Source organism: Shinella daejeonensis (assembly GCF_024281235.1).
Classification (GTDB): domain Bacteria; phylum Pseudomonadota; class Alphaproteobacteria; order Rhizobiales; family Rhizobiaceae; genus Shinella; species Shinella daejeonensis.
In genome coordinates, this window is the sequence record NZ_JAHWXY010000001.1 from 835,271 (window position 1) to 853,874 (window position 18,604).

Consider the following 18,604-nt stretch of genomic DNA (forward strand, 5'->3'; position numbering starts at 1 on the left):
ACCGTCTCCCGGCCGTTCCGATCGGATTGGGCCGGCCTTCCGGCGGCATATCCGGGATGAAGCGGGCCCGCGCGGCAACGCGAGCCCGCCGGACGGCGATCAGTTGTCGATCTGGTCTTCCGTATAATAGCCGGCGCCGACCAGGATGTCCTTGGCGTTGGACTTGTCCACGGCGACGGGCTTCAGCAGGTAGGACGGAACGACCTTGACGCCGTTGTCATAGGTCTCGGTGTCGTTCACTTCCGGCTCCTTGCCCTCCATGACCGCGTTGACCATGTTGACAGCGACCTTTGCCAGTTCGCGCGTGTCCTTGAACACGGTCGAATACTGCTCGTCGGCAAGGATCGACTTGACCGAGGGCAGTTCCGCATCCTGGCCGGTGACGACCGGCATGAGCATGTCGCCGGAGCCGTAACCGACACCCTTCAGCGCCGAGAGGATGCCGATGGAAAGACCGTCGTAAGGCGAAAGAACGCCATCGACGCGACCGTCGGTATAGGTCGAGGACAGGAGGTTTTCCATGCGCGCCTGGGCGACCGAGCCATCCCAGCGCAGCGTGCCGACCGTCTCCATGCCGCTCTGGCCGGATTTGACGACGATGTCGCCGCTGTCGATCATCGGCTGAAGCACGGACATCGCGCCGTCGTAGAAGAAGAAGGCGTTATTGTCGTCCGGCGAACCGCCGAACAGTTCGACGTTCCAGGGCTTGGTGTCGGGGAAGCGGGCCTTCAGCCCTTCCACGAGGCTGCTCGCCTGAAGCACGCCGACCTGGAAATTGTCGAAGGTGGCATAATAGTCGACATTGCCGGAATCGCGGATCAGGCGGTCATAGGCGATGATCCTGACGCCGGAATCGGCCGCCTTCTGGAGAATGTCGGACAGCGTCGTGCCGTCGATCGCGCCGATGACCAGAACCTTGGCGCCCTTGGTCACCATATTCTCGATCTGCGCGAGCTGGTTTGGAATATCGTCATCGGCAAATTGCAGGTCCGGCTGGTAGCCGGCCTCCTCGAAAAGCTTTTCCATCGTCTCGCCGTCGGAAATCCAGCGGGTCGAGGTCTTGGTCGGCATGGAAATGCCCACCATGCCCTTGTCCTGGGCGAAGGTCGGGGCCGCAAACGATGCCACGCTGATGGCCGCCGCGGCGAGGAGCGAAGTGATGCGTTTCATATAGAGGTCTCTCCCTTGTACTGCGCCGGCCGGAAATAGCGGCCGGGCAAGAATGCGTGCGCAAGGGCTTGAAAACCGTCTCCCGGGCAGCCGGCACAGAGCCACCCCTCCCGGCCCGAGCGCACATTCGCGCAAACTGATACGAATTGCCATAACTGTCAAATGCAATAAACTTCTCAATCCATATCGGAATAGATATATAAAGAGTGATATGTCATATTTTTAGGGGACTGGCGATGCGCGGTATCCATGACGACCTTACCGAACGGCTCTTTTCCGACGAAAGCAGCAAGACCCTCCAGGCCACCGGCCTGTTGCGCAGCGGCCTCAAGCTCAGCCACCTGCGCCTTGTCGTGGCCATCGAGGAACACAAGCAGGTGAGCGCGGCGGCCGAAGTGCTGAACATTTCCCAGCCCGCCGCCTCGCGCATGCTTCATGAAGTGGAGACGATCCTCAAGGCTTCGCTTTGCGAACGGGTTCCCCGCGGCGTCGCGCTGACGGAGGCCGGCCGCGCCTTCGCACGACGCGCCCGCACCATCCTCCTCGAACTGCGGGAGGTGGACCGCGAACTGTCGGCGCTGAAGTCCGGAACCGGCGGCTCGGTGCATCTCGGCTCCGTCACCGCCCCCGCCATCAGCCTCGCCGTGCCCGCGATCCAGCAGGTGAGCGCGGTCTATCCGGGCATAGAGATCAATGTACGGATCGAGACGAGCAACATACTCGCCCGGGAATTGCTCGCCGCACGGCAGGATTTCATCATCGCCCGCGTGCCGGACGATCTCAATCCGCGGCTTTTCAATGTTACCGAGATCGGTATCGAGACGGCCTGCCTCATCGTGCGCAAGGGCCATCCGCTGCTGGAAAAGCCGAAGGTCGGCCTTGCCGACCTGCCGCAATACGACTGGGTGTTCCAGCCGGTCGGCAGCCTGTTGCGGCGACGGGTCGAGGAACTGTTCATCGCCGAGGGCGTGCCGCTGCCATCGACCGTCGTCAACACCTCTTCCGTTCTCTTCACCATGGCGATCGTCTGCGGCTCCAACGCCATCGCCCCCGTTGCCCGCGACATGGCCGCCTTCATCGCGCAGAACGGCGGCAAGGCCGGCGAGATCGCCATTCTCGACACCGACTTCGAGATCCGGATAAAGCCCTACAGCCTGATTTCGGCGAAGGGACGGGACCTGCCGCCGAGCGCCAAACTGCTCTATGATCTCATCCTGCAACGCAGCCGGACACTGTCGCCGGACTGAAACAACGGGTTTCCCATGATGTTCGGCATGTCGGTCTTCGAATCGGTACTGGAACGGCTGAGGCAAGAGGCCGACGAAGGCATGTCGAAGGAGGGGACGGCGGCGGACAGCCGGGAACCCGCCGGCCGGCGCAGTCCTTCAGGCGGCTTTACCGGCCTTGGAACGGGAGCGCCCTTCGTCTCGGGACGGCAGGCGGATGCCGCCTATCGCGAGATCGGGGAGCCGGCCACGCCCGCCCCTGCGCCCCCGCCCGAAGCGCCGCCACCGCATCTTCTGCGCATTGCGCCGGAAGAGATCGCGGCCGACCTTGCGCTGACGGGAAAGGAAACCGTCGAAGCCCTGCTGGCCCGCCGTCGCGCGTTTGCGCGCGACAACCATCCCGACCGCGCACCGGCGGCACTGCGGGCGAACGCCACCTTGCGCATGAAGATCGCCAACATGCTGATCGACGAAACCATCCGGCGAAGCGGACCGGGGAGCGGCGCGAAGGCCGAACGCTGAAAACCCGTGGCGACAAAGGCCACGCCGGGTTCAGGATTTCTCCTTGCTCTCCTCCTCCGGCTTCGCCACGCCGTCGGACGGCTTGTAGAACAGCAGCAGCTGGGCGAAGGCGTAGGCTGCGACGATCAGGAAGATCGTGCCCCAGGCCTGTTCGCCGTTGTAGAATTCGACCGCCGTCCAGCCGGAACAGATGCCGACAAGCAGCAGCCGCACCCAGAGCGGACGATAAAACGGATGGTTGGGATCGATGAACTTCATGAATGTCTCCTCGCGCCGGACGCGCCTACATAGGCGGTTTTATCACGCGGGAAAACCCGACTTCATCCATCCAGCCGCGCAAGAAAGGCGGATAGTTCCTCTTCCGCGATGCCGACCAGATGCTGCCGGGCCGGATAGGCGCCCGAACGCACATCCTCGACATACTCACGGAACGCGGCGATCCGCTCCTGCTGCAAGCGATCGTATTCGGCGGCGAAGTCGCGGTAGACCTTGGCATGGCGTGGATAATGGCCGCGATGCTCGCCGAGCACGTCCTCCGCGAAGAGATATTGCGCATCACATCCCGTTCCCGCGCCCATCGACAGCATCAGCAACGACGTTCGCGCGCTGATCGCCGAGGCGACCTCACCGGGAACGACCTCGATTTCCGCCGCGAAGGCTCCGGCCTCTTCCAGCGCCTTCACCTGCCGCCAGATTTCCAGCGCGCTCTCCGCCGTCTTGCCGACCGCGCGAAAGCCGCCGGTCCAGGTGGCCTTGGAAGGAATGAGACCGACATGGCCGCAGACGGGAATCCCCTCTTCCCGCAGCCGGCGCACCGTCGAAAGCCCGGCGACGCAATAGACGGCGTCGCCGCCGGCCTGCATCGCCCGGAACGCGCCGCGCAGATAATCGTCGGTCGTGACGAAATCGCCGTAATCCAGCCCCGGGAAGGCGAAGACCGAAGGAGCGGCCTCGCGGAAGGCCGGCCCGAGCAGCGACGGCGGCACGGAAACAAGATCGACACCCGCCCGTTCGGCAGCTTCCGCCGCCTCGAGGGTGACGACGCGCAGCATGGAAAGCTGGCGTTTGCCCTTGATCGCCAGCAGATCGGCGACAGTCGGCCGCTTGGTCTTCATCTCATTCTCCCGAAAACGCCGTTCACGCGGCGAGCAGTTTCTTCAATTTCGTATCCGGCGAGGCGAGGTCCGCGGGATTGGCGCGCACGCCGGCGGCGATCAGCATTTCCGCCAGCCGGATATCGCGCGCCACCGCATTGCCCGGGCCGATGCCGCTTGCGGCGATCAGCCGTCCGTCGGCGGCGAGATGGAACAGGATGAAGGCACCCTCCCCCATATCGCGGCGCACCGTTTGCGCCGCATCGTCCGCAAGGCCGGCGATCTGCAAGGTCAGGTCATATTGATCCGACCAGAACCACGGCACCGCCGACGCCGGCTCGTCGCCCCCCAGCATGTTCGCTGCCGCGAGAATGCCCTGTTCCTGCGCATTGCGCCAGGATTCCAGCCGCACCCGACGGCCGCCGTAGAGCGGCAGCGGATAGGACGTGCAGTCGCCTGCGGCGAAGATATCCGGATCGGAGGTGCGAAGGTGGCCGTCGACGGCAATGCCGTTGTCGACGGCAAGACCGGCCGCCGCCGCCAGTTCCGCATTGGGGATCGCCCCGATGCCGACGACGAGCAGGCTCGCCGGGACGACACGGCCGTCCGAAAGCCGCACCCGGACTTCGCCGGGCGTTTCCTCGACGGCCGCGACCGTGGCGCCGCACAGGATCTCGACCCCTTCGGCGGCATGCCGCTCGGCGACGCGACCGGCGATCTCCACCGGCACGCCGCGCGTCAGGATGCGCGGAAGTCCCTCAAGCAGCGTCACCGTCGCGCCCAGCCGGCGGGCGCTGGCCGCCAGTTCCAGGCCGATGAAGCCCCCGCCGAGAATGGCGACATGGCTGCCCCGGGAAAGATGGCCGCGGATGGCGACGGCATCGTCGTGGCTGCGCAGCGCCCGGATACGCCCGGCGGAAAAGGGCGCGCCGGGCAGTGCGCGCGGCCGTGCGCCGGTCGCCAGCAACAGCCGGTCGTAGGGAAAGGCCGCGCCATCCGAAAGCACGACACGCCGCCCGGCCCGGTCGATCGAGGCCACCGTACGGCCGCAGACGAGCGCGATGCCCGCCTCGCCGTAACGCTCCGCCTCGGCGACGAGTTTCGGCCCCGCGCCCGCGACGAGCGCGTCCTTCGACAGCGGCGGGCGTTCGTAGGGAAGATGGGTTTCCGAGCCGATCAGCGTGATCGTCCCGTCGAACCCCCTGTCGCGCAGGGCGAAAGCCGCGCGTGCGCCGCATTCACCGGCGCCGACGATGACGAAATCCGTCATGGAAACCCTCATGAAATCGAGATGAAGACCGTGCCGCTCTCGACCTTGACGGGATAGGTCCTGAGATTGATGCAGACGGGCGCGCCCTTGGCTTCGCCGGTCTTGTAATCGAAGCGGCCGTTATGCTTGGGACATTCGATGATGTTGTCCATCACCAGCCCGTCGGCGAGATGGATCTTCTCGTGCGTGCAGAGCCCGTCGGTGGCGTGATAGGTGTCCTCCGGGCTGCGGTAGATCGCGAAGGTGCGTCCGTCGTGATCGAAACGGATCACGTCTTCCTCATCGATCTCCCCGGCGTCGCAAACCTCGATCCAGTTATCGCTCATGGTCATCTCCTCCAGAGTGTTTCCGTTGCGCCGGCCGGTTATTCGGCCGCCTGCGCGACCGGGTCGGCGTGAAAGTCTTCCTTGTAGGGGCGCGCGGTCGGCGGCAGTTCGCGCTTGAGGAAATAGTCCTCATTGCGAAGCTGGCGCAGGAAGGCCGGAAGCATTTCCCTGTAGCCGTTCCAGATCGACGGATTGGGCGCGGGCAGGTCATGCCGGATCATGGCATGCAGCCGCGGCAGCGCGTGATAGGGCACCATGGGGAACATGTGATGCTCCACATGATAATTCATGTTCCAGTAGATGAAGCGGCTGACCGGATTCATAAGGACGGTGCGGCTGTTCAGCCGGTGGTCGACGACGTTGTCGGCAAGCCCTCCATGCTGCAACAGGCCGGTCATCACGTGATGCCAGGCGCCATAGAGGCGCGGCAGGCCGATCAGCATGGCCGGCAGGATCGATCCCATGAAGAAACAGAGCGCGATCGTCGCGGCATAGATGGCCAGCCAGACGCGGGCGATACGGATCGCCTTCGGCCATTCGGATTCCGGCACGAAGGTCTTTTCCGCCGCGCTCATGACACCGGCCGCGTTGCGAAGCATGTCGACCATCGCATACCAGGCATCGAGGATGCCGAAGAAATTGAGCGCGAGGCGCGCCAGATCCGGCGGCCGCATGACCGCGATCTCCGGGTCGCGGCCGACGATGACCGTATCGGTGTGATGGCGGGTATGGCTCCAGCGCCAGGTCACCGGATTGCGCATGATCATGAAGCAGGCGATCTGATAGACGACATTGTTCATCCACATCGTCCTGAAAGCCGTGCCATGGCCGCATTCATGCCAGCGGGAATCGGACGCCGAGCCGTAGAGCACGCCGTAGACGAGGAAGAAGGGCACCGCCCACCAGCTTCCCCACAACCAGACGCCGAGCCCTCCCGAGACGACCATGGCACCGAGCCAGATCACGGTATCGCGAATCGCCGGCCCGTCGGCGCGCTGCATCAGCGCCTTCATCTCCTTGCGCGCGACATCCGTATGATACCATTCGGCGGCGGCAAGACCGCTTGCAACCGATGCCTCGGCATCCCGGCCGAGAAGGCTGTAGTCCCGTTTCGAAGGCGTCATCGCCATGTCATCCTCCTCCTTGGCACGACGGCCCGCAAGCCGCATGCCTCACTCGTTGCAAGGATGATAGCCTTCCCGCTTGCGCGCCTCAATCCAGCCGTGATAGATTACATCAAATACTATCATATTCATTCATTAGCGCATGATGGAATCGTCTCAGGGAGGAGATCATGGCCTCAAGGCCCACCATTGCCGATCTCGCCCGGGCCGCAGGCGTCAGCGTGGCGACCGTCGACCGGGTCCTGAACGGCCGTCATCGCGTCCGCGAGGAGACCGCGCGCCGCGTCTATGACGCCGCCAACGCGATCGGCTATCACGCCATAGGCCTCCTGCGCCAACGGGTCTTCGAGGATCTGCCGCAGTACCGGCTGGGCTTCTGCTTCCAGCGGCCGGGCCAGGCCTTCTACCAGAATTTCGCCCGCGAGGTGGAGGCCGCCTGCAACGCCTTCACCGCGGCGCGGATCGTCCCCCAGATCGACTTCATCCCCACCCAGACGCCGGCCGCCATGGCGGAAATGCTGCGCGGCCTCGGCCTGCGAAACCAGGCGCTGGCGGTCGTCGCACCCGATTATCCCGGCACCACCACCATGGTGGAGGACCTGAAAAACCGGGGAATACCCGTCTTCTGCCTGCTGTCCGACTTCGCCATCGACGTCCGCCAGGGCTATATCGGCCTCAACAATCTGAAGGTCGGCCGCACGGCCGCCTGGATGATCGCCAGAGGCGCGAAGCGGCCGGGCAAGGTGGCGATCTTCGTCGGCAGTCACCGGTTCCACGGCCACGAATTGCGCGAGATCGGCTTCCGCTCCTTTTTCCGGGAGAAGGGTCCGGGTTTCGAAGTGCTGGACACATTGGTCAATCTGGACACCAGCGAGATCACCCATGAGGCGACGGCGAACCTTCTGGCGCAGCATCCTGATCTGGTCGGCCTCTATGTCGCCGGCGGCGGCATGGAAGGCGCCATATCGGCGGTGCGGGAAGAGGGCTTTGCCGGGCGAATCCAGCTCGTCGTCAACGAACTGACAGCGGAATCGCGCGCGGGCCTTGCCGAAGACATCGCGACCATGGTCATTCACACACCGCTTCCCGCGCTCTGCCGCGAACTCGTCGCGCTGATGGTGGCCGCCATCGAAAAAGGCGATGGCGCGGTCGCCGGCCAGACCTTTCTGCCCTTCGACATCTTCACGCCCGAGAATATCTGACCAGTATGAGGGAATTCCCTCATGGCCTCGCTACAAAAATCGCACGAATGATGGCGTCATCGCGTCTCTACGCTTTGACGCCCGGCGCCGGTATCCCGATCCTCGCACGCGCATACGAGGCCCGCCCCGCGGCCTGCGACCGGAGGAACACCACCCATGCCGTCCCTGACTTTCGCCCTCAACCATATGACCGCGCCGGCGCTGACGCTGGACGCCTTCTTCGCCCTTTCCGTATCGCTGGGCATCAGGGCCGTCGAGATCCGCAACGATCTTGCCGGAAACGCCATCCTTGACGGCACCACGCCGGAGGCCGTGGCCGCGCTGGCGGAACGCCACGGCGTGACGATCATCTCGATCAATGCGCTCCAGCGTTTCAACGAATGGTCGCCCGCCCGCGCCGGGGAGGCCGGGGCGCTGATCGATTATGCCGCCGCCTGCGGCGCCCACGCCCTCGTGCTCGTTCCGAAGAACGACGGGACGGGGCAGGCCGACGGCGAACGGCAGGCAAATCTGCGCGAAGCGCTCACCGCCCTGAAGCCGATGCTCGACGCCGCCGGCCTGATCGGCCTGGTCGAGCCGCTCGGCTTCGAGATCTGCTCGCTGCGCTCCAAGCGTGAGGCCGTGGAGGCGATCCAGGCCATCGGCGGCGAGGAGACCTTCCGTCTCGTCCACGACACGTTCCACCATCACCTTGCCGGCGAACAGGCGCTGTTTCCCGAATTCACCGGTCTGGTCCATATTTCGGGCGTCGAAGACCCGGCAATCGCCGTTTCCGACATGCTCGACGACCACCGCGTGCTGGTCGGCCCCGCAGACCGGCTGGCGAACATCGACCAGATCAGGGCGCTCCGCACGGCGGGCTATGACGGCCCCCTGTCCTTCGAGCCGTTCTCCCCGGCCGTCCACGCCGCGATCGATCCCGCAGCCGCGATCACCGAAAGCATCGGCCATATCCGTGCGGCCCTGTGATCGGGCGGACCGGCGGATTTTCCGCCGGTCGTTTTCCCCAGGCAGAGCACGGCGCGCGCCGATGAAGAATGGATCAGCTTGACGCCGCAAAAAGAAAATGGAATAAACATTCCGTAAATAGAAAAAATCGGTCTTTTTATTCTGTCTTCGTTCCACGCCTCCGGGGAGGAGCAGGGACAGGACATCGAAAGACCGGCATCCGGATCCGTTTGTGGCGCCCCGGACGCCGTATGAGGAGGAGAACGACATGAAGAAAATGCTTATGGGCGCCGCGCTTGCCGCCATGATGTCCACGGCCGCCCATGCCGAGACGATCGGCGTTTCGATGGCCCTGTTCGACGACAACTTCCTGACCGTCCTGCGCGGCGGCATGTCCGAATATGCCGAAACGCTCGATGGCGTCACATTGCAGATCGAGGACGCCCAGAACGACGTCGCCAAGCAGCAGAGCCAGATCCAGAACTTCATCGCTTCCGGCGTCGACGCCATCATCGTCAATCCGGTCGACACCGACGCCACGACCGCCCTGTCCAAGGCCGCCACCGAAGCCGGCATTCCGCTGGTCTATGTCAACCGCGAGCCGATCAACATCGACGACCTGCCGGAAAAGCAGGCTTTCGTCGCCTCCAACGAAAAGGAATCCGGCACGCTCCAGACGCAGGAAGTCTGCCGCCTGCTGGAAGGCAATGGCAAGGTCGTGGTCATGATGGGCGAACTGTCCAACCAGGCCGCCCGCGTGCGCACCCAGGATATCCACGACGTCCTCGCCACGGATGAATGCAAGGGTCTTGAGATCGTCGAGGAACAGACCGCAAACTGGCAGCGTACGCAGGGCCAGGACCTGATGACCAACTGGCTCTCCGCCGGACTGGAATTCGACGCGGTGATCTCCAACAACGACGAGATGGCCATCGGCGCGGTCCAGGCCCTGAAGGCCGCCGGACGCACGATGGACAGCGTCGTCATCGCCGGCATCGACGCCACCCAGGACGCGCTTGCCGCCATGGCCGCAGGCGACCTCGATGTCACGGTGTTCCAGGATGCCGCCGGCCAGGGCAAGGGATCGGTCGACACCGCCCTCAAGCTCGCCCGCGGCGAAGCGGTGGAAACGCGCGTCTATATTCCCTTCCAGCTCGTGACTCCGGCCAATATCGCCGACTTCCAGGCCAAGAACTGACCGGCCGCAGGCCGCTCGGTAGCGGGCGCGCGCCCGAACGGATGCGCGCCCGACGTTTCGTTTCAACTTGCTTCGGAGGGAGGAGGAGACGATGGTCAGCCCGACCACCATGGCCGCGATCCGCACGAGCGGCGCTGCCCCCAACGCCGAATATCTCCTGACTGCGGAAGGAATCCGCAAGGAGTTCCCGGGCGTCGTGGCGCTCGACGATGTCCAGTTCCGGCTGAAGCGCGGCACCGTGCATGCCCTGATGGGCGAGAACGGTGCGGGAAAATCCACGCTGATGAAGATACTTGCCGGCATCTACACGCCGGACAAGGGCGACATCCGCCTCAAGGGCCAGGCGATCCGACTCGATTCGCCGCTCGACGCGCTCGAAAACGGTATCGCCATGATCCATCAGGAACTGAACCTGATGCCCTTCATGACGGTCGCCGAGAACATCTGGATCCGCCGGGAGCCGAAGAACCGCTTCGGCTTCGTCGACCACGCGGAAATGCGCCGGCTCACCGCCGACCTCTTCGCACGGCTGAAGATCGCCATCGACCCCGAGACCCAGGTGCGCGACCTCTCCGTCGCCAACCGTCAGATGGTCGAGATCGCCAAGGCCGTCTCCTATGAATCCGACGTGCTGATCATGGACGAACCCACCTCCGCGCTCACCGAACGGGAGGTCGCGCATCTCTTCGAGATCATTCGGGACCTGCGCCGCCAGGGCATCGGCATCGTCTACATCACCCACAAGATGAACGAACTGTTCGAGATCGCCGACGAGTTCTCGGTGTTCCGCGACGGCAAGTATATCGGCACCCATGCCTCGACGGACGTGACCCGCGACGACATCATCCGCATGATGGTCGGCCGCGAGATCACCCAGATGTTTCCGAAGGAGGACGTGCCGATCGGCGATGTCGTGCTGTCGGTGGAGAACCTCACGCTCGACGGCGTCTTCCACGACGTTTCCTTCGAGGTGCGGGCCGGCGAAATCCTCGGCGTGGCCGGCCTCGTCGGCTCCGGCCGCTCGAATGTCGCCGAAACGCTCTTCGGCGTGACGCCCGCCAGCTCCGGGACCATCCGCATCCACGGCAAGCCCACCGTCATCGACAGTCCCAATACCGCGATCCGCAACCGCATGGCGTTTCTCACGGAGGACCGCAAGGAGACCGGCTGTCTCCTGATCCTCGACATTCTGGACAACATGCAGGTCGCCGTCTTGCAGGACAAGTTCGTCAGGAACGGTTTCGTTTCGGAAAAGGAACTGATGCGGGTCTGCGAGGACATGAGCCGCCGGTTGCGCGTCAAGACGCCGAACATGCACGAACGCATCGAGAACCTGTCGGGCGGCAACCAGCAGAAAGTGCTGATCGGCCGCTGGCTGCTCACCGATCCGCGCATCCTGATTCTCGACGAGCCGACGCGGGGGATCGATGTCGGCGCCAAGGCGGAAATTCACCGCCTCGTCACGGAACTCGCCCGCAACGGCGTCGCCGTCATCATGATCTCCTCGGAAATGCCCGAGGTGCTCGGCATGAGCGACCGCATCATGGTCATGCACGAAGGTCACGTCACCGGCTTCCTCGACCGTTCGGAAGCGACCCAGATCAAGGTCATGGAACTGGCTGCCCAGTAGGAACCGGGGCCGCAAGACGGCTGTAATGGAGGTAAACATGAGCACGAATTCCGCCGCGCAGGCCCAGGTCGCCGCGCAGAAAACGGCCCGCCGGCTACCGCCGGAAATCAGTATCTTTCTCGTCCTCGTCGGTATCGCGCTGATCTACGAGATCCTCGGCTGGATCTTCATCGGCCAGAGCTTTCTGCTCAATCCCCAGCGCCTGACGATCATGATCCTCCAGGTCTCCGTCATCGGCATCATCGCCGTCGGCGTGACGCAGGTGATCATCACCGGCGGCATCGACCTGTCCTCCGGTTCGATGGTCGGCATGACGGCAATGATCTCGGCGAGTTTCGCGCAGGCCTCCACCTGGCCGCGCGCGCTCTATCCGTCCCTCACCGACCTGCCCTTCATCGTGCCGGTAGCCGTCGGCATCGGCATCGGGCTATTGGCCGGCCTCATCAACGGCCAGCTCATCGCCCGGACGAAGATCCCGCCCTTCATCGCCACCCTCGGCATGATGGTGTCGGCGCGCGGCGTCTCCAAATGGTATACGAAGGGCCAGCCTGTCTCTGGTCTCTCCGAACAGTTCACGTTCATCGGCACCGGCGTCTGGCCCGTCGTCATCTTCCTCGTCGTGGCGCTCATCTTCCACATCGCCCTGCGCTACACCCGCTACGGCAAGTTTACCTATGCGATCGGCGCGAACGTCCAGGCCGCCCGCGTCTCCGGCATCAATGTCGAATCCCATCTGGTGAAGGTCTACGCCATCGCCGGTGCGCTTGCCGGCCTTGCCGGCGTCGTCACCGCCGCCCGCGCCCAGACGGCGCAGGCCGGCATGGGCGTGATGTACGAACTGGACGCCATCGCCGCGACGGTCATCGGCGGCACCTCGCTGGCCGGCGGCGTCGGCCGCATCACCGGCACGGTCATCGGCACGATCATCCTCGGCGTCATGACATCGGGCTTCACCTTCCTGCGTGTCGATGCGTATTATCAGGAAATCGTCAAGGGACTGATCATCGTTGCCGCCGTCGTCGTCGACGTCTACCGGCAGAAGAAACGCAAGACCTGACGCCTGTTCCGCGAGGCTCCGCGGCGCCTTTGCGGGGCGGGCGCCACGCGCCCCGCACTTCCCGGCAGGCTCCGCCTGCGTCACCACAGAGAGAATGAAGATGACTGTGAGATTTGGTCTTCTCGGCGCAGGCCGCATCGGCAAGGTCCATGCGAAAGCCGTCACCGGCAATCCCGACGCGACGCTGGTCGCCGTCGCCGACGCGTTTCCCGCCGCCGCCGAGGCAATTGCCGCGCAATATGGCTGCGCGGTCCGCACCATCGAGGAAATCGAGGCAGCCGGCGACATCGACGCCGTCGTCATCTGCACGCCCACCGACACCCATGCCGACCTGATCGAACGGTTCTCCCGCGCCGGCAAGGCGATCTTCTGCGAAAAGCCGATCGATCTCGACGTCGACCGCGTCAAGGCCTGCATGAAGGTGGTCGAGGAGACCGGCGGCAAGCTGATGGTCGGCTTCAACCGCCGCTTCGACCCGCATTTCATGGCCGTTCGCAAGGCCATCGACGACGGCCGCATCGGCGATGTCGAGATGGTGACGATCACCTCGCGCGATCCCGGCGCCCCGCCGGTGGACTACATCAAGCGCTCCGGCGGCATCTTCCGCGACATGACGATCCACGATTTCGACATGGCCCGCTTCCTGCTCGGCGAGGAGGTCGTCTCGGTCTCGGCGACGGCCGCCGTGCTGGTCGACCCGGAAATCGGCAAGGCCGGCGACTATGACAGCGTCTCCGTCATCCTCCAGACGAAGTCCGGCAAGCAGGCGATCATCTCGAATTCGCGGCGCGCCACCTACGGCTACGACCAGCGCATCGAGGTGCATGGCTCCATGGGGATGGTGGCGGCCGAAAACCAGCGCCCCGTCTCCATCGAGGTCGCCAATGGCGATGGCTATACCCGTCCGCCGCTGCACGACTTCTTCATGACCCGCTACACCGAAGCCTATGCCAACGAGATTGCAAGCTTCATCGCGGCCATCGAGAAGGGCGCCGCCATCTCGCCATCCGGCGCAGACGGCCTTGCTGCCCTCGCCCTTGCCGATGCGGCCGTGAAATCGGTCGAGGAAAAGCGCCAGATCGCCGTCGCCTGACCGACCTTCCCGGGATGGCGCGGTCGGCCGGCATGCCCGACCGCAGGCCGCTGACAACCCCCGTCGCTTTTCGGCGGGGTTTGTCATGTTCGATTGTCGACGTCGGATTTCGGATACAGGCGATGGCTGGCGGCGGGAGGATGCGTCCTCATGCCGCCGCCCGGATCATTCGCGGCTCTGACCGGCTCTCGTCCCGCCCGAATTTCCCGCCTCAGACCTCCATCTCGCGGCGCTCCCGCTCCGTCTCGATGGCAAGATCGAGGACCTTCTGCAACCCCGCCGCATATCGGAAGCCGGGCTCCAGCTGCACGCCCGCCACCACGGCGGCTGCGAAACGCTGGTAGTTGGTGGGAACGACATCCGCCTCGATATCCCGCCAGACCGCAAGCTCCACGTCTTCCCCGAGACAGCCGCGCAACGACGAGGCTTCGGGCGTATGAATCACTTCCAGCGCGCCCCTGTCGCCATGAAGCCGCAGGCGCAATTCGTTGAGATGACCCGTCGCCCAGCGGCTGGCATGAATGACCCCCAGCGCACCATTGGCAAAATCGGCCGTCATGGCGAAACTGTCGTTGGCGTCGAGTTCGTATTCGCCGATACGATTGTCCGGCGCCTTGTCGAAGGCCCGCAGTCTCGCGAAGATGCGGATGACATCGCTTGCCGCCGCATAGCTTGCGAAATCCAGGATATGGATACCGACGTCGCCGAGCACGCCATTGGAGCCGTGCCGCGTGGACAGCCGCCAGAGCCACTGGCTTTCCGTCGTCCAGTCACCCCAGGCTTTCGAAACGAGCCAGCTTTGCAGATAGGACGCCTCGACATGGCGCACCCGGCCGATCTCGCCGGCGAGCACCAGCGCGCGCGCCGCCTGGAGCGGGGCGACGTTTCGATAGGTGAGATTGACCATGGTGACGAGGCCGACCGCCTCGGCGGCCCGCGCCATGTCCTCGGCCATCGCAGCATTCTCCGCCAGCGGCTTCTCGCAGAACACATGCTTGCCGGCCGCCAGGAGGGCAAGCGTCGTGGAATGGTGCGCACGATCGGGCGTGACGTTTGCCGCCGCATCGAAGCCGTCCCAGGCGATCGCCTCCTCCAGCGAGGAGAAGACATGAGCAATGCCGTAGCGATCGGCAAAGGCCTTTGCACGCTCCGCGTCGACATCGACGGCGCCCGCCAGTTCGACACCGCCGATGGCCGCGAAATGCTGGGCATGGGTGCGGGCCATGCCGCCCGTTCCGAGAATGAGAAGACGCATGCAGGCCTCAGCGATAGCCGGCTTCGCCGGGCTGGTGAAGTTTCGGCCCCCGTTCGACGATGGGCTCGGGCGCACGATCCACCGGCACATTGGGCGCCTCGTGGATGCCGGTATGAGCCGCCTGCGGATTGAAAGCCCATTTCACGCCGTTGACGAGCACCCTTTGAACCGTCGTGTCATGATAGGTCGGATAGGTCTCGTGGCCGGGGCGGAAATAGAAGACATGGCCCGCGCCGCGCCGCCAGGTCATGCCGGAACGGCATACTTCCCCGCCGGCGAACCAGGAGATGAAAACGGTCTCCAGCGGCTCGGGAACCGAGAAGGGCTCGCCGTACATCTCCTCATGCTCGAGAACGAAATGATCGCCGAGCCCGGACGCTATGGGATGGCCCGGATCGACCACCCAGATACGCTCGCGCTCGCCGGCCTCGCGCCATTTCAGCGCGCAGGGCGTGCCCATCAATCGCTTGAAGATCTTCGAGAAATGGCCCGAATGCAGCACCAGGAGCCCCATTCCCTCGTAGACGCGCCGCGCCACCCGCTCGACCACGGCGTCCTCGACTGCGCCATGGTCCTTGTGGCCCCACCAGACCAGCACGTCGGTCTCCGTCAGCCGGGCTTCGCCAAGGCCATGCTCCGGTTCCGCAAGCGTTGCGGTCGTCGCGCTGATCGACGGATCGCGGTTAAGTGTGGCGGCGATGGTGTTGTGCATGCCGTCCGGGTAGATCGAGCGAACGATCGCATTGGTCTGCTCGTGGATATTCTCCCCCCATACGACAGTGCGTATCGTCATGGCTTTCTCCTCGTGAGCGAGCGGCGCGGGCTGCAACCGCGCCTGCAATCGCTTTCCATATGTGTCCCGACCGGTCCGCCGACAAGCCGTTCCGCCTGCGAAAACTGCCCCCTGTATCCGTGGATCGCCCGCTTGCGCGCCTTGACATCAATGGAAGGTCGACTTCGAAAACAGATTGAGAACCAGCACGCCGGCGATGATCAGGCCGAGGCCGAGCATGGCGGCCAGATCGAGCTTCTGTCCGAAGACGAAGACACCGACGAGGGAGATCAGCACGATGCCGAGACCGCTCCAGATCGCATAGGCGATCCCGACCGGCACATAGCGCAGGCTCCAGGACAGGAAAAAGAAGGCGACGCCGTAACAGACGATCATGGTGATCGTCGGCACAAGGCGGGTGAAATGTTGCGCGGCCTGCATGGCCGAGGTGCCAAGCACCTCGAAAACGATGGCCACGATCAGGATGGCGTAGACGGTCGTCATGTTCATTGGAAGGTCTCCGGCTCGCCGCGCGGCGATATCTGCACCCCGAGCAAGGATCGAGGCGGGGTCACGAATGGGTCAGGGCGATAAGCTTTTCTCGCAGCACCTGTCGCTGCATGGGCTCCAGAACCGGCGCTCCCAGCAGATCGGCAAGCCACAGGCCGTCGATCGCGCAGCGCGCCAGCACGGCGTCCGGCGAGGAATCCGTTCCGACATGCCGCGTCAACCGGTCCTCCGTCCAGCGGCGCATCCGCTCGCGCAGATGCGGCTCCGAAAGCAGGGCGGTCGTCAGGACCATCCAGCCGTCCCGTTCCTGTTCATCCTGAGCGTCGAAACAGGCGGAAAGATAGGCCCGGGTGAAGCGCCCGTGCGGCTCAGGATCAGCCGTCATCCTCTCCGCCAGCGCCCGGTCGAATTTCGCCGTCAGATCGTCGAACAGCCCGTCCATCAGCGACAGCTTGTTGGGAAAATGGTGCAGCAGCCCGCCCTTGCTGACGCCCGCCGCCTGCGACACCGCATCGAGGGTGACGCTGCCCGGCCCCTTTTCCAGCGACAGTTTCGCCGCAACCTCCAGCAATTGCTGGCGGACGGCCTCCGGCTGCTTCTTGCGATGATAAGCCTTGCTCATGACAAAACATACCGTCTGGACGGTTTCTCGTCAACGAATATGCGGGCGCTTCGCCGCAGCCGGCGGCCATTGCCTGTCGCCCCGGCGAACGGTAAGACCGGCCGGACAAGGAGAGAGATCATGGCGGAGCGGCCAGCGGGCGGAGATGACGAAAGCGGCGCGACGATGCTCCATGAGGCGATCGCCGACCACGAACCGGTGACGCCGGCGACACGGCTTGCCCGTCACATGCAGAACACCCAATCCGATTGACCCTTTTCAAGGACAGGATCATGACCTTCACGACCCGCTCGCTGACGCTTCTCATCGCCGGCCTCATGGGCTTCACCGGCGTCGTCACCGCAGCCGCCGCCTCCCATGGCGCCGACCCGCGCCTCATGGCCGGCGCCTCCGCCATGTGCCTTGCCCACGCTCCGGCGCTGATCGCCCTTCATGCCGTCTGGCAGACGATGCGCAGCGCCGCCCTCGCCGCGTTGCTGCTGGCGATCGGCACGGCGCTGTTTGCAGGCGACCTCGTCTTCCGCCATTGGAACGGCCACGGGCTCTTTCCGATGTCGGCCCCGACCGGCGGCATGATCATGATGGCGGGCTGGCTGGCGGTGGCGGCCGGAGCGTTTCTGCCGCGCCGGCCGGAGTGATCAGGCGCTTTCCCGCCCGCAGCGTCTGCGCCCGGAAGGCGGGAAGGCCACGATGTTGTCGCTGCGCCCGCCGTCCGGCGCGCCACTCCCGGAAACCGGCGGGCGAGGAACGCGCGCCGGGAAAGCCACGACCGCAGCCGCAGGCCCGCCTGTGGTTTCCGCATGCGCCCTCTCCGTCAGCAGGGCGAGAAGCTCGGGCACGAGGCCGTCGCCGTTCGGCGCCGCCAGGCCATGCAGGCCAAGCAGCGTGAAATCCGGCATTTCCTTGTCGTTCACTGCCTGTCGTTCCCTTCGCTCAGCGTCTGAAGCGCGCGCTCGAAGGAGGATTTGCTGCCGTTGCGCAGCGGCACGAAGGCCTTTTCCCACTTCTTACAGCCCGTCTTCACCCGGATACAGGCATCATGACTGATACAGTCGATGGGGCAGAAAACGCAGTCGACCGACGGCAGCACGTTATCGATGCGGGACACCGCCTCGCGAAGACCGCCGTCATGATGGATGAGATTGGCACCGTAGGAACTGGCGATCTGGCGCAGATGGGCCACCTGGCAATCCCGCCCGCCGACATAGAGAAAGCTGCGGCCTTCCAGGCTCGCCCTGCTTTCGCTGTCCAGCGTTTCCGGCTCCCGGTCCATCGCCTGCCGCTGACGGCGCTTTTCCCGTATTGCCTTTCTTTCGGCTTCGCCGGTCCGCCGCTTGACGCGCGTAACCTCGATGCTGCGCGGCGGCGGGGACGCTCCGGCAACGGCCTCCCGCCGGCCTTCGGACTGTCGCCGCACATCGGCAAGCTGACGTTCGAGATCGGCAATACGCCTGTCACGCTCGGCGATCATCGCCCTGAAAACCGCATCCGTACGGTTGGAGATTGTCGAGGTCATGCAGATTCCCTTTCCTGCTGCGCGCTGCATCGGCGCCCGGCACCGGCCAACCCTACAAAACATGAGTTT

At 64.6% G+C, this 18,604-nt stretch carries 21 protein-coding genes and 1 pseudogene; 10 read left to right on the forward strand and 12 right to left on the reverse strand.

Annotated features, from left to right (window positions below; all coding sequences use genetic code 11):
* Positions 1–99: 99 nt before the first annotated feature.
* Positions 100–1,170 carry a multiple monosaccharide ABC transporter substrate-binding protein gene (gene chvE, locus KYK29_RS03935; RefSeq protein ID WP_254689530.1) on the reverse strand — a complete coding sequence of 357 codons (1,071 nt, stop codon included), beginning with the start codon at positions 1,168–1,170 and terminating at the stop codon, positions 100–102.
* 236 nt (positions 1,171–1,406) lie between these two features.
* Between chvE and KYK29_RS03940 the strand changes: the two genes are divergently transcribed.
* A complete protein-coding gene (locus KYK29_RS03940) occupies positions 1,407–2,417 on the forward strand; it encodes a LysR family transcriptional regulator (protein ID WP_254689531.1) in 1,011 nt (336 codons plus the stop codon).
* A gap of 27 nt (positions 2,418–2,444) precedes the next feature.
* Positions 2,445–2,918, forward strand: coding sequence for a hypothetical protein (locus KYK29_RS03945; RefSeq protein ID WP_367880965.1), 474 nt, complete (start codon positions 2,445–2,447; stop codon positions 2,916–2,918).
* A 30-nt stretch (positions 2,919–2,948) separates the two neighbouring features.
* Here KYK29_RS03945 and KYK29_RS03950 read toward each other — a convergent pair whose 3' ends face one another.
* The 5 genes from KYK29_RS03950 to KYK29_RS03970 form a co-directional block, all read right to left on the reverse strand.
* Positions 2,949–3,176, reverse strand: coding sequence for a hypothetical protein (locus tag KYK29_RS03950; RefSeq protein ID WP_254689532.1), 228 nt, complete (start codon positions 3,174–3,176; stop codon positions 2,949–2,951).
* A gap of 62 nt (positions 3,177–3,238) precedes the next feature.
* A complete protein-coding gene (locus KYK29_RS03955; RefSeq protein ID WP_254689533.1) occupies positions 3,239–4,033 on the reverse strand; it encodes a 3-methyl-2-oxobutanoate hydroxymethyltransferase in 795 nt (264 codons plus the stop codon).
* A gap of 22 nt (positions 4,034–4,055) precedes the next feature.
* Positions 4,056–5,282 (reverse strand): NAD(P)/FAD-dependent oxidoreductase, encoded by a 1,227-nt coding sequence (locus tag KYK29_RS03960; protein WP_254689534.1) that lies wholly within the window; start codon positions 5,280–5,282, stop codon positions 4,056–4,058.
* An 8-nt stretch (positions 5,283–5,290) separates the two neighbouring features.
* The gene (locus KYK29_RS03965) at positions 5,291–5,608 is read right to left on the reverse strand and encodes a MocE family 2Fe-2S type ferredoxin (protein ID WP_254689535.1); all 318 of its coding nucleotides are present in this window, start codon (positions 5,606–5,608) and stop codon (positions 5,291–5,293) included.
* 38 nt (positions 5,609–5,646) lie between these two features.
* On the reverse strand, positions 5,647–6,738 hold the full coding sequence (locus KYK29_RS03970; RefSeq protein WP_254689536.1) for a fatty acid desaturase family protein: 1,092 nt from the start codon (positions 6,736–6,738) through the stop codon (positions 5,647–5,649).
* 164 nt (positions 6,739–6,902) lie between these two features.
* On the opposite strand from KYK29_RS03970, the gene KYK29_RS03975 reads away from it, so the two are divergent.
* From KYK29_RS03975 to iolG, 6 genes are all read left to right on the forward strand, one after another.
* Positions 6,903–7,934: a LacI family DNA-binding transcriptional regulator gene (locus KYK29_RS03975; protein ID WP_254689537.1), complete on the forward strand. Its 1,032-nt coding sequence runs from the start codon at positions 6,903–6,905 to the stop codon at positions 7,932–7,934.
* Between the two features lie 156 nt (positions 7,935–8,090).
* Entirely contained in the window at positions 8,091–8,903 is an 813-nt protein-coding gene (locus KYK29_RS03980; protein WP_254689538.1) for a TIM barrel protein, read from the forward strand.
* A 247-nt stretch (positions 8,904–9,150) separates the two neighbouring features.
* Entirely contained in the window at positions 9,151–10,080 is a 930-nt protein-coding gene (locus KYK29_RS03985; RefSeq protein WP_254689539.1) for a sugar ABC transporter substrate-binding protein, read from the forward strand.
* A gap of 91 nt (positions 10,081–10,171) precedes the next feature.
* Positions 10,172–11,710 carry a sugar ABC transporter ATP-binding protein gene (locus KYK29_RS03990; protein ID WP_254689540.1) on the forward strand — a complete coding sequence of 513 codons (1,539 nt, stop codon included), beginning with the start codon at positions 10,172–10,174 and terminating at the stop codon, positions 11,708–11,710.
* Positions 11,711–11,747: 37 nt separating this feature from the next.
* Positions 11,748–12,767: an ABC transporter permease gene (locus tag KYK29_RS03995; protein WP_254689541.1), complete on the forward strand. Its 1,020-nt coding sequence runs from the start codon at positions 11,748–11,750 to the stop codon at positions 12,765–12,767.
* Positions 12,768–12,867: 100 nt separating this feature from the next.
* Positions 12,868–13,860 carry an inositol 2-dehydrogenase gene (gene iolG, locus KYK29_RS04000; RefSeq protein WP_254689542.1) on the forward strand — a complete coding sequence of 331 codons (993 nt, stop codon included), beginning with the start codon at positions 12,868–12,870 and terminating at the stop codon, positions 13,858–13,860.
* A gap of 211 nt (positions 13,861–14,071) precedes the next feature.
* On the opposite strand, the gene KYK29_RS04005 is transcribed toward iolG, so the two are convergent.
* From KYK29_RS04005 to KYK29_RS04020, 4 genes are all read right to left on the reverse strand, one after another.
* Positions 14,072–15,115, reverse strand: a complete 1,044-nt coding sequence (locus KYK29_RS04005; protein ID WP_254689543.1) for a Gfo/Idh/MocA family protein — start codon at positions 15,113–15,115, stop codon at positions 14,072–14,074.
* A gap of 7 nt (positions 15,116–15,122) precedes the next feature.
* Positions 15,123–15,908, reverse strand: a complete 786-nt coding sequence (locus KYK29_RS04010; RefSeq protein ID WP_254689544.1) for a ThuA domain-containing protein — start codon at positions 15,906–15,908, stop codon at positions 15,123–15,125.
* Positions 15,909–16,055: 147 nt separating this feature from the next.
* Positions 16,056–16,427, reverse strand: coding sequence for a DMT family transporter (locus KYK29_RS04015; protein WP_437437229.1), 372 nt, complete (start codon positions 16,425–16,427; stop codon positions 16,056–16,058).
* Positions 16,428–16,458: 31 nt separating this feature from the next.
* The gene (locus KYK29_RS04020; RefSeq protein ID WP_254689546.1) at positions 16,459–17,019 is read right to left on the reverse strand and encodes a TetR/AcrR family transcriptional regulator; all 561 of its coding nucleotides are present in this window, start codon (positions 17,017–17,019) and stop codon (positions 16,459–16,461) included.
* Between the two features lie 120 nt (positions 17,020–17,139).
* On the opposite strand from KYK29_RS04020, the gene KYK29_RS22445 reads away from it, so the two are divergent.
* Together KYK29_RS22445 and KYK29_RS04025 are read left to right on the forward strand one after the other, a co-directional pair.
* Positions 17,140–17,271: a hypothetical protein gene (locus tag KYK29_RS22445; RefSeq protein WP_302795382.1), complete on the forward strand. Its 132-nt coding sequence runs from the start codon at positions 17,140–17,142 to the stop codon at positions 17,269–17,271.
* Positions 17,272–17,291: 20 nt separating this feature from the next.
* Positions 17,292–17,657 (forward strand): DUF423 domain-containing protein, encoded by a 366-nt coding sequence (locus KYK29_RS04025; RefSeq protein WP_254689547.1) that lies wholly within the window; start codon positions 17,292–17,294, stop codon positions 17,655–17,657.
* On the opposite strand, the gene KYK29_RS04030 is transcribed toward KYK29_RS04025, so the two are convergent.
* Both KYK29_RS04030 and KYK29_RS04035 read right to left on the reverse strand, forming a co-directional pair.
* Positions 17,658–17,933 (reverse strand): hypothetical protein, encoded by a 276-nt coding sequence (locus KYK29_RS04030; RefSeq protein WP_254689548.1) that lies wholly within the window; start codon positions 17,931–17,933, stop codon positions 17,658–17,660. It lies immediately after the preceding gene.
* A pseudogene (locus KYK29_RS04035) lies at positions 17,930–18,250 on the reverse strand (DUF2325 domain-containing protein); the annotation flags it as partial. The pseudogene KYK29_RS04035 and the gene KYK29_RS04030, both read right to left, overlap by 4 nt.
* Between the last annotated feature and the right edge of the window lie 354 nt (positions 18,251–18,604).

Excerpts from the sequence above, each read along its gene's own strand:
- KYK29_RS03970 (WP_254689536.1), bottom strand. The coding sequence starts at position 6,738 with ATGGCGATGACGCCTTCGAAACGGGACTACAGCCTTCTCGGCCGGGAT.
- KYK29_RS03985 (WP_254689539.1), top strand. The coding sequence starts at position 9,151 with ATGAAGAAAATGCTTATGGGCGCCGCGCTTGCCGCCATGATGTCCACG.
- KYK29_RS03975 (WP_254689537.1), top strand. The coding sequence starts at position 6,903 with ATGGCCTCAAGGCCCACCATTGCCGATCTCGCCCGGGCCGCAGGCGTC.
- iolG (WP_254689542.1), top strand. The coding sequence starts at position 12,868 with ATGACTGTGAGATTTGGTCTTCTCGGCGCAGGCCGCATCGGCAAGGTC.
- KYK29_RS04005 (WP_254689543.1), bottom strand. The coding sequence starts at position 15,115 with ATGCGTCTTCTCATTCTCGGAACGGGCGGCATGGCCCGCACCCATGCC.
- KYK29_RS22445 (WP_302795382.1), top strand. The coding sequence starts at position 17,140 with ATGGCGGAGCGGCCAGCGGGCGGAGATGACGAAAGCGGCGCGACGATG.
- KYK29_RS03940 (WP_254689531.1), top strand. The coding sequence starts at position 1,407 with ATGCGCGGTATCCATGACGACCTTACCGAACGGCTCTTTTCCGACGAA.
- chvE (WP_254689530.1), bottom strand. The coding sequence starts at position 1,170 with ATGAAACGCATCACTTCGCTCCTCGCCGCGGCGGCCATCAGCGTGGCA.
- KYK29_RS04010 (WP_254689544.1), bottom strand. The coding sequence starts at position 15,908 with ATGACGATACGCACTGTCGTATGGGGGGAGAATATCCACGAGCAGACC.
- KYK29_RS03955 (WP_254689533.1), bottom strand. The coding sequence starts at position 4,033 with ATGAAGACCAAGCGGCCGACTGTCGCCGATCTGCTGGCGATCAAGGGC.
- KYK29_RS03980 (WP_254689538.1), top strand. The coding sequence starts at position 8,091 with ATGCCGTCCCTGACTTTCGCCCTCAACCATATGACCGCGCCGGCGCTG.
- KYK29_RS03950 (WP_254689532.1), bottom strand. The coding sequence starts at position 3,176 with ATGAAGTTCATCGATCCCAACCATCCGTTTTATCGTCCGCTCTGGGTG.
- KYK29_RS04025 (WP_254689547.1), top strand. The coding sequence starts at position 17,292 with ATGACCTTCACGACCCGCTCGCTGACGCTTCTCATCGCCGGCCTCATG.
- KYK29_RS03965 (WP_254689535.1), bottom strand. The coding sequence starts at position 5,608 with ATGAGCGATAACTGGATCGAGGTTTGCGACGCCGGGGAGATCGATGAG.
- KYK29_RS03945 (WP_367880965.1), top strand. The coding sequence starts at position 2,445 with ATGTCGGTCTTCGAATCGGTACTGGAACGGCTGAGGCAAGAGGCCGAC.
- KYK29_RS03990 (WP_254689540.1), top strand. The coding sequence starts at position 10,172 with ATGGTCAGCCCGACCACCATGGCCGCGATCCGCACGAGCGGCGCTGCC.
- KYK29_RS03960 (WP_254689534.1), bottom strand. The coding sequence starts at position 5,282 with ATGACGGATTTCGTCATCGTCGGCGCCGGTGAATGCGGCGCACGCGCG.
- KYK29_RS04020 (WP_254689546.1), bottom strand. The coding sequence starts at position 17,019 with ATGAGCAAGGCTTATCATCGCAAGAAGCAGCCGGAGGCCGTCCGCCAG.
- KYK29_RS03995 (WP_254689541.1), top strand. The coding sequence starts at position 11,748 with ATGAGCACGAATTCCGCCGCGCAGGCCCAGGTCGCCGCGCAGAAAACG.